Source organism: Sporomusa sp., assembly GCF_057736855.1.
The window spans coordinates 1-9,542 of record NZ_JBYKYF010000101.1 but is presented as its reverse complement, the minus strand read 5'-3'; the positions used below and the strand labels follow the sequence as shown (position 1 = coordinate 9,542).

The 9,542-nt window shown below is 41.9% G+C and carries 10 protein-coding genes; 1 reads left to right on the top strand and 9 read right to left on the bottom strand.

Annotated features, from left to right (window positions below; all coding sequences use genetic code 11):
• The coding region (locus AC29Z1_RS08490; protein WP_488271025.1) for a FlgT C-terminal domain-containing protein at nt 1-463 on the top strand (463 nt) is incomplete at its 5' end.
• 112 nt (nt 464-575) lie between these two features.
• Here AC29Z1_RS08490 and AC29Z1_RS08485 read toward each other — a convergent pair.
• The 9 genes from AC29Z1_RS08485 to AC29Z1_RS08445 form a co-directional block, all read right to left on the bottom strand.
• The gene (locus AC29Z1_RS08485) at nt 576-1,490 is read right to left on the bottom strand and encodes a ketopantoate reductase family protein (protein ID WP_488271024.1); all 915 of its coding nucleotides are present in this window, start codon (nt 1,488-1,490) and stop codon (nt 576-578) included.
• A 346-nt stretch (nt 1,491-1,836) separates the two neighbouring features.
• Nucleotides 1,837-2,598 (bottom strand): 4Fe-4S binding protein, encoded by a 762-nt coding sequence (locus AC29Z1_RS08480; RefSeq protein ID WP_488271023.1) that lies wholly within the window; start codon nt 2,596-2,598, stop codon nt 1,837-1,839.
• A 48-nt stretch (nt 2,599-2,646) separates the two neighbouring features.
• On the bottom strand, nt 2,647-3,012 hold the full coding sequence (locus tag AC29Z1_RS08475) for a MarR family winged helix-turn-helix transcriptional regulator (RefSeq protein ID WP_488271022.1): 366 nt from the start codon (nt 3,010-3,012) through the stop codon (nt 2,647-2,649).
• Between the two features lie 244 nt (nt 3,013-3,256).
• Nucleotides 3,257-3,619, bottom strand: coding sequence for a DUF1667 domain-containing protein (locus tag AC29Z1_RS08470; protein WP_488271021.1), 363 nt, complete (start codon nt 3,617-3,619; stop codon nt 3,257-3,259).
• Complete coding sequence (locus tag AC29Z1_RS08465) at nt 3,616-4,848, bottom strand: NAD(P)/FAD-dependent oxidoreductase (protein WP_488271020.1); 1,233 nt, start codon at nt 4,846-4,848, stop codon at nt 3,616-3,618. The genes AC29Z1_RS08470 and AC29Z1_RS08465 overlap by 4 nt, the downstream gene beginning before the upstream one ends.
• Before the next feature lie 5 nt (nt 4,849-4,853).
• Nucleotides 4,854-6,308, bottom strand: a complete 1,455-nt coding sequence (locus AC29Z1_RS08460) for an NAD(P)/FAD-dependent oxidoreductase (protein WP_488271019.1) — start codon at nt 6,306-6,308, stop codon at nt 4,854-4,856.
• A gap of 226 nt (nt 6,309-6,534) precedes the next feature.
• Complete coding sequence (locus AC29Z1_RS08455; RefSeq protein WP_488271018.1) at nt 6,535-7,251, bottom strand: FadR/GntR family transcriptional regulator; 717 nt, start codon at nt 7,249-7,251, stop codon at nt 6,535-6,537.
• A gap of 143 nt (nt 7,252-7,394) precedes the next feature.
• Nucleotides 7,395-8,192, bottom strand: coding sequence for an N-formylglutamate amidohydrolase (locus AC29Z1_RS08450; protein ID WP_488271017.1), 798 nt, complete (start codon nt 8,190-8,192; stop codon nt 7,395-7,397).
• An 82-nt stretch (nt 8,193-8,274) separates the two neighbouring features.
• The coding region (locus AC29Z1_RS08445; protein ID WP_488271016.1) for a carbon starvation CstA family protein at nt 8,275-9,542 on the bottom strand (1,268 nt) is incomplete at its 5' end.

Here is a 9,542-nt window from a genome sequence, read left to right as displayed (position 1 = left end):
CAATGTCAAGAACGGACACATTGTCTGGTCAGATCAGTCAACAATTACCAATTATAACGACGATATCTCTGCCGCACTTTCTGAAGCTGCCTATGATTCTATTCGCAAGATCTATAAATTTGTTCCGTTGCAGGGCTATGTCCTTAAAGTGGAAGGCAACCAGTTTTATATTGACTTAGGTACAAATCATAATGTAGACAAAGGAGATATTTTCGAAGTAAATGCAGCAAGTAATGCCATGAAACATCCTGTTACCGGCGAACTTATTGTAATCAAACGGAATGTCGGCGAGCTGGAGGTTGTCGAGGTGCTGGACACCCTATGTATTGCCAAGTTCAAAGACAAGGATGACAGTAAAAATTTACGCAACTCTATCCAGGTGGGAGATGTTGTAACCAAAAAACTTCGAAAAAAACCCAAAGGATTCTTGGGTCTTGGCTGGTCAGGAAAACATGAATTCTAGCCCCTGCAAAACAAAATAATCATTGTAATAGCGACAAACCTACTACATAAAATATAGACTTCTCTGCTGTTCACTTAACAGCAATAAGGCCAGTAAAAAGCCATAAGGGCTTTTACTGGCCTTCAATGACTTTTATGATATTATACAATGTCCTGTTAATCGGAGTATCTACCCCGTACTTTTCCCCAAGTTCACAAACCGTGCCGCCAAATATTTCTACCTCTGTCTTGCGACCACATTCGATATCTTCCAGCATCGAAGTTCGGCTGTTAGGATTTAGCGAATATAAAATTTCATACCATTTCTCAATATCTGCATAAGTTAAGTTTATTCCCACCTTTTCCGACAACCGCACCACTTCCATCATGGCCGATGTCAGCAGATCCTGGGCTGATTTGTCTGTCTGAAAAATCCCAAATCTCCCTCGCGTAACTGCCGAACATTGGTTGATGCCAACATTGAACATGAATTTCCACCACAGCGAATACAACATATTTTCCGGGATACTGTAAGGGATACCGGCTCGCTCGAAAAGATCCTTTACAGCTTGTACTTTCTCGGAATATTCATGATTAATCTTTTCACCAAAAGCGATATTCCCATAACTGGGGAACCGAATATGATTTCCTTCTTTGTTAGCCGTAAGTCCATAGGATACTGCATAAAGCATTTTGTCCATCCCGTATTCCTTGCCGATTATCTCTTCACTCGTAATGCCATTTAACAAAGAAAGAATCACCGTGTTATCCCCGACTTGATTTTTCATATCAGCTATAGCTTGTGATAGTTGATGGGCTTTAACAACAACGATAATCAAGTCAGCAGGCTCACCTTGTTCGTCCGGCGATACATAATTGAAATCATACCGCTTGCCATTAATGAAAAACCCTTCTGCTTGGTAACGCTTGGCTCGCGCTTCATTAGCTATGATTTTTAACCCGTTTGGATTCAAATCATGTAACTTACCAGCATAAGCACACCCCAAAGCGCCAAGACCAATAAACGCTATATTTTCAATCTTTTTCATCTCACGCTACCCCCTTCTCCATCAAGGCCACTAGTCGGCTAAAATATTGCCAGTGTATACAAATTATACCACAGCTATTACATCATAACTTCTACAAATAAATCGAACCACCTTCTTATAATGTTTCATTAACATTCTACGAAAACGGTAACTACCAACCTTTATCTCAGCACTAGCTCTACAGGTTCAAGACTCAATCCATGTAGCCCCTTTTCGCTACGATTGATCTAATCACGGCTGAAAACTTTAGTAGCAAAGCTTAACTGCATATATGAAAGGACTTGGCATGCAAGCCAAGTCCTTTCGTTCAATTCAGATAGTCCAAGGGTAAAACTAGCTTAATGGCTTACGATAATCCTATAGGACAATTCTTTAAGCAGTTAAAACACATATACTGATTTCCTAAGTGTGCTGCTTGTCTTAGGCGGGCATATTGCTCATCGAGCAGCAGTTGTTTTTGTTTCTCCGGCGAACTACCTAGCAACTGCAATTGAAAAGAAATATCAGCAATTAAACCATAAGGCTGGGAATGGCCTAAGCATTTCATTACATCAGTCTTGCCTTCGTCATCCAAGGCTCTTGCCGGGCAGGTTTCGACACATCTATTACAATGAGTACAAAAATCCTGTTCACATTTGCCAGATGGTTGCAGCATAAGATTAGTAACCATACTGGTGAAAATAACCCTAGTACCAAACCGGGGATGAATAACAAGATTATGCCGTCCAAAGGCTCCTAAACCGGCAGCAACGGCTGCGTGCCGTTGAGAAAAATCAGCGACTGCTTTGCGGTCATTATGCATTTCAAAAGGATAGACCATCGGCATGGTAACCACTTTCGCGCGATAGTTGTTCTCCAAATGCCGCGCTATCCGGTAGCTACAAGTCCTGGCAAAGGCGTTTAAATCCAAATAACCGTTTTGGGCAGCACTCATACTGGGACTTTCACAATTTGTCAGAGCTTTAAAAGCCAGGACAATGATAGATTTTGCCTCAGGCAAGAACTTTGTAATCTCATAAGACTTCGGGCTCTGATAATCCTCAACACCGGCAAACCCCACGTCATCTACGCCTAACTCCAGGATGAACTTGCGAATATCTCTTTCCATTAATCACCACTCCCCCATTAGTGTATATACACTTATTTGCTGAAAAAATTATGGCATCAGTGATTCTAATTTTGAAACCAAGTAGTTGAAATGGTCTACCTCTGTAGTTCCCAGATATTCCTTCAATGAAGCCTGCGCCTCTTCCCATAAAAGCGTTGCTTTCTGTAATGCCGACTTTCCCGCCTGAGTCAACAATACTTGCCGGGAACGAAGATCTTCGCCAATTTTGACTTCAATTAAACCCTCCTCAATTAGCGGCTTCATATTCCGGTTTAAGGTAGTTCGGTCGATACGCATGATTTTTGCCAGTTCACTGATGGTAACCGGCTCCGTCTGTTCAAGATGCCTTAAGAGTGAATACTGCGTAATTTTAATCCCGCTTGGTTCCAGAACCTTTTCATAAAACTCAGTCACAGCCCGGGACGCCCTCCGGATATTAAGACACAAACACGGACTAGGACTCTTAGGGTAAATTCCTGTTATATGCTTCATGGTACAAGCGCCTTTCTTGTAACAATAGTTAAGTGTATATACACATATAATATAACTCGTTGTTTCCTGCTGTCAATATCTTCCTTAGCTATTTTATAAATGAAGGAGACTTTTTGCGGCTGATATACCTACAAAAAGTCTCTCAAACAAACTTATCTTACCAGGCTCATTTTACTCCGACGTGTTTTGTGGCAATAACATCACTGTTGAGTCCCAGTACATTTTGTATTATAACCTGCCCCAGTGTTACTGGTGCCATTAATTTTACCTTCTTGATTTCATTTACTACATCAAAAATTCTTGCTTTGGGAATGGGGTTGGTTAACCTTACACTAACCAGCGGGATAGCTCCATTTTCAACTAAAACCGATGTGGCAATATTTCTTTGCGGGTCAATTAACTCCTGCTCGACATATTCTTTACCCTTTTTGCAGGCTGCTCCCGCTATGGACATTATCTTGCCACCTTCAATCTCAACTTCCAGTTCACAGCCATTCGGGCAGATGATGCAAGTGTACTCTTTTCTCATCTTACCACCACCTTAATAGTATCAGTTGATTTTATCGCTGCTTTTTCCAGCTTAAACTGAATCATTTCCGCCGGAATGGCTTTTTTCAGTTTTATTGTTTTAATTATCTCATCCTGCTGCAGGACATCGATGGTACAATTCTTAAAAGGTTTTCTTACCCGCAGAGATATTTTCACATCCTTATCCCCACTGATCTTTTGCGGAATGGTATGACTTATATTGTCGTCAGTCGCTATGGTAATCTGACAATCGGTCAGCTTGCCTGCAGTAATATATTTTTTGACACTGTCGGCAAGTGCTTCTGCTTCTAAAGATACAAAATCCACTAAATCATGCACATGTAATACATTGCCTGCGGCAAACACTCCCGCAACACTCGTCTGGTAATTTTCATCAACAATCGCCCCCTTGGTTCTTCCGTCAAGCTCAACACCACAAGCTAACGACAGTTCATTCTCAGGAATTAAGCCAACAGAAAGAATTAGGGTATCACAGGCGTAATCCTTTTCCGTTCCAGGAATTGGTTTTAGATTTTCATCAACCTGCGATACAGTAACGCCCTCTAGGCGTGAATGTCCCTTAATATTTGTAATGGTATGGCTCAAATACAGCGGAATCCCATAGTCATTTAAGCATTGTTCGATATTTCTCGGCAGGCCACTAGGATATGGCTGTATTTCAAATACCGCCTTAACCTTGGCACCCTCAAGGGTCAGTCTTCTAGCCATAATCATCCCAATATCGCCTGAACCAAGAATAACTATTTCTTTGCCCACCATAATATTATGTAAATTTATATACGCCTGGGCAACGCCTGCATTATAAATACCAGCAGGTCTTGTCCCCGGAATGCTAATAGCTCCCCGGGTCCTTTCCCTACAGCCCATTGCTAACACAACAGCTTTAGCCTGATACTCTAGTAAACCTTGCTTGGAAGCAGCAATAACTTTTTTTCCGGGGGTAATATCAATAACCGTAGTATCGGTAATATATTCAATATCCATTTCATGTATCTGATCGATAAATCGGGCTGAATATTCCGGTCCGCTTAATGCTTGTTTAAATCGAGTAAGACCAAAGCCATCATGGATGCATTGCCGCAAAATTCCACCTAACTGTTTTTCTCTTTCCAGGATGACAATATCGTGAATCCCATGTTTTTTCAATTGGACTGCCGCCGCCAGTCCAGCCGGTCCACCGCCTACGATGACAACATCTTTATCTACCACAGCCATTACTCCCTCACTCTCCCGGTAAACATGTTCGAACCAGGTCTTCCGTAAATAATTTCGTTTGGTTGTTTGCCCAATTCTTGTTGAATAATTTCGGCAATTCGGGTTTCACAATAACCACCCTGACACCGTCCCATGGTAGCACGGGTCCGATTTTTTATCCCCACCACCGTATGTACCCCTAGACAATTATGAACGGCTTCCAATATTTCTGCTTTAGTCACCGTTTCGCAACGGCAAACGATTTCGCCATAATTCGGATCTTTAGCAATTAATTCTTTTTGTACCTCATGACTTTGTGCGGCAAAACATAGAATACCTTTTCTTCTGGGATTAAAGGTTTCATTAGGTATTAATGTTTCTTTCCTACGCATAAGTGCTACAGCCCTTCTGGCCAGGGGCAAAGCACAAGTCAGACCAGGTGATTCAATACCTACCAAATTAATGGTATTGGGGGCTTCTTCTCTGGCTTCTACTACAAAGTCTAAAACTTGCCGGGTCTCTTTATCGATAAGTTTGGGACGAATCCCGGCAAAGTTGCGGATAAAATATTCCCGTTTCATGTGCTTAAACATTTTAACGCCATCTGTAATCAAATTTTCCATTACTACCGGAGTCACGCTATAGTCTTCAAAATCGTCAACAAGTTCTGAGCTTGGACCAACCAAAACATTGCCATCCACCGTCGGTGTAGCATGGGTCGCAAAACCGCCTGTCGGTCCCGGTGCCGGATACACGGGCATATTAAGATACTGTCCAGCTTTTTTATCTAATACAAAATACTCGCCTTTAAAACCAGCAATCGTATAACCATCAATACCTAACATGCTTGAAATTTTAGCTGAGTTCAGCCCAGCACAATTGACAACCCAGCGTGTTTGATACACCGCCTGTTTCGTGGTTATTTCATACATGTCATCTACTCTTCGAATACCAAGCACTTCATTATCAAAATAGAAGTCTACCCCATTTTGTTTGGCATTTTCGGCAAGCGCAATGGTATAGATAAATGGATTTAAAATGCCGGATGTGGGAGCGTACATGGCGAATTCTCCCCCCGCACTTGAATCCAATTTTTCCAATCTTTGCTTGTCGATGATTTCCAACCCAGGTACGCCATTGGCTTCCCCAATGGCTTTAAATTTTAGCAGACTTTGGCGGTCACTTTCAGTAAAGCCAACAACCACTTTACCCGTTCGCTTAAACGGTACATCCAATTCCTCGGCAACTTGATCAAATTCAGCATTGCCTTCCACAGCGCATTGCGCTTTGAGGGACCCGGGTTTATAAGTAAAACCGGCATGTAACACACCTGTGTTTCTACTACTGGTTTCGCAGCCTACATCCAATTCCTTTTCCAAAACGCCAATTTTTAAGTGATATCGGGCAAACTCTCTAGCCACCGCACAACCTACCACTCCAGCCCCGATAATGATGACATCATACCTCTGCTTCACTCGGCAAGCACCTCCATCTTCTTTTTACCAGCCCAAATACATCGGATGTCTTTTATACTATTAGGGTATCTTTTTGCGTACATTTTGTCAATATTTTTTGCTAATTTTCAAAAATTCGACAAGAAAATTTATTTTCACCAGAAAAACTCGCCTTAATTTTCACATGCAGACACAAAAATACATTGGATGTCTCTTAGGATAAAAAATAAAACCTCATTTCTCAGTGTTATTCGAGAAATGAGGTTTCTTTACGCCGCATACTTTTTCTTAATTTGTTTCGATTGTAAGCTAGATGCAGCAGCATGGCATCTTGCGCATCATTGGGGTTATGAGCTTTAATGGCTTCAAATATTTCGCGATGATGCTCAATGGTTGTCATTACCATTTTATTTTCCTCAATTTTGGTAAACACAGTAATTGCCGCATTGATAATCGGGATTAAATTAGGTACTACCGTGTTTTTACTGCATTTCGCAATTTGCGTATGAAATTCAATATCTTTATCAATGGGATTCTCTCCGGCTAATAGCTGTTGTTCCACTTCGTCACACAGCTGTCCTAATACTTCGATGTCTTCAGCCGTAGCATGTTGCGCCGCTAAAGCAGCTATTGCCGGTTCAAGCATAAACCGTACCTGGATTAAATCTAAAAAGACTTTTTCTTTATCTTTTATGAAGGTAAGCCCCAACGGATCATCAGCAATACCCATTTTTTGCGAAACGAAGGTTCCTGCTCCTCGCCGGATTTCCACAATATTTCTTGATACCAAAGCCCGAATGGCTTCACGGACGGTATTGCGGCTTACACCCAATAGTTTCGACAGCTTATACTCATTAGGAAGCTTCTGTCCAACATTATACTCATTATCAATAATTAGTTTCACAATAGCATCTGAGGTAGCTTCGACAAGTGACTTGTTTGCCAATCCCTCAACTAACAGCATAAAAAAGTTTCACCCCCTCATGCCGAACTTCAGAGTTTCTACTATAATGACATTATTTATTATAGCGGCAAGCTTCCGTAGCAGCAATACTAGCTAACGACCTTGGCCGCGAAGGCGTAATGGTTGGTATCTCAGCCACGGCACTACTGCGCTAACTCTTTGATGCTCTGAACTAACGCGGCTAACAACCGATGAAATCCATGAGGGTTTTGCCCCGGTACTCGATATTGTTTATTAATCTCGATTTGTACCACAGGTATTCCAAGTTCGCGTGCCACATACGCAGTAACAGCATTCGCTCCGATTATACCAACATGATCGTTAGTAACTCGACTTAGTCCAAAATCCAAAAAGTTGCGTGTTAGTATTTCAATGATCCTGGTCTTATGTATAACCGTCTTACCGCCATTTGTGCCAAAGTCAGCATCAAATTCCCGCTCGCGAGCAGCACCGTGAATGTCTAGAACCAGCTTCACCTTTTGCCTGGCACAAATTTCGGCAATTCTGTTTTTATAGATGCAAGGGTTATCGGTGTTAGGATCACCGCCATACAGCTTAGCTGCTGCAATGGCATGACAATCTGTTAATTGGTGTAGGAGATACACGATAGAGCCGGTAAATTGATCGGACATTCTAATTTTTCGTTGCCGGTAGTATCTAACCGCATGTGGCGCTGAAACCAAAATAGGCAGCTTTCCTAGGGAAATATAAAAAGGGTCCTCCTGCTTAGGGTTAATGCTTCGATCAGTTTTATAAAAATGCACTCTTTCGACATTCACCGCTTCTTCATTCATTCGCGCGCGGTTATATTCTTGTAATAATTTTGCTTGTTTGTCCATTACATTAACCCCCGATTGCGCTTTGGTGAATAGCATAATCTTTTCGACATTGCGTTTCGAATAACCTCCCCAAGCAATAACAATTACATATCGGTAAAACAAAACCCGCCTACCACCTAAGTGGCAAGCGGGTTGGGGTGGAAACTAGGCTCATACAGCAAACATTCCTGTATAAGCCTGGGAGTTATATCGTTTCTTCTACACTACTTTGAGCAGGTTTCATTTTTAACCAAACTTTTACGGCATCAAAAATAACAAATACGATAAGCGCCATCATTACCACACTGGAACCAGCCAACAGCATTTGTCCTTTGGGCAAATAGAATTCAAAAATATTGTAGAAACCAGCAGTCAGGGCTGTAACCAGCATAAAGCAAAGCGGCACTAAGGTAACCCACAAGTATTTTCCTTTGCCCATCCGCAGTAATATCGTAGTACCAATGGTTAATGTCATGCTGGCAAGCAATTGGTTAGATAAACCGAACAATGGCCAAATGGATGCAATTGAACCACCAAAGATTAGATAACCCCAAGCAAAAGAAATTAACGCACTAGTAAAGACGATACCAGGAGTCCAATGTACGTCACCAAGCGGTTTGTAGATCATGCCGCCAACTTCTTGCAACATATAACGACCAACCCGGGTACCGGCATCAATAATCGTTAAAATGAACAACGCTTCAAACATAATCGCAAAATGATACAAGAAGGACATGAAGCTTTCTAATCCAGGAATTTTGGCGAAAATATGTGCCATACCTACGGCAAGCGATACTGCACCGCCTGGGCGACCGGCAACCTCTTCACCAACCATTTGTGATAACCAAGGAAGTTCCTCTACAACCATTCCCAGTTTGGCAAATGCTTCTGGAGAACTGTTAATGGCAAAGTAATCAGCAGGAATCAAACTGGTTGCTGCAATCAATGCCATAAGAGCAATAAAGGTTTCAGCTAGCATTGCTCCAAAACCGATGGGTAGTATTTCCCTTTCATTAGTGACCATTTTGGGAGTTGTACCTGTAGCAATAACCGTGTGGAATCCAGAAATTGCCCCACAGGCAACTGTGATACAAACAAACGGCCATACAGGACCAGGAACAACAGGACCGCCACCATGAATAAACGGAGTGATAGCTGGCATCTGGATTTCTGGTTGAACAATGATAATTCCCAAAGCCAAAGCAAGAATAGTACCAATTTTCATATAAGTGCTCAAATAATCACGTGGAGCTAACAAGAGCCATACAGGAAGCGCGGCAGCAATAAACCCATATATTGGCAGCATAATGTCTAATTGGGTACGACTTAATGTGAAATAGGGTGCCCATGAAGAGTGCTGAACCCAAGCTCCGCCAAATACAGCAGCAATAACCAAAACAACACCAATAAACGATGCTTCGCCAACATGTCCTGGACGAATAAACCGCATATAAATACCAACGAAAAGTGCAA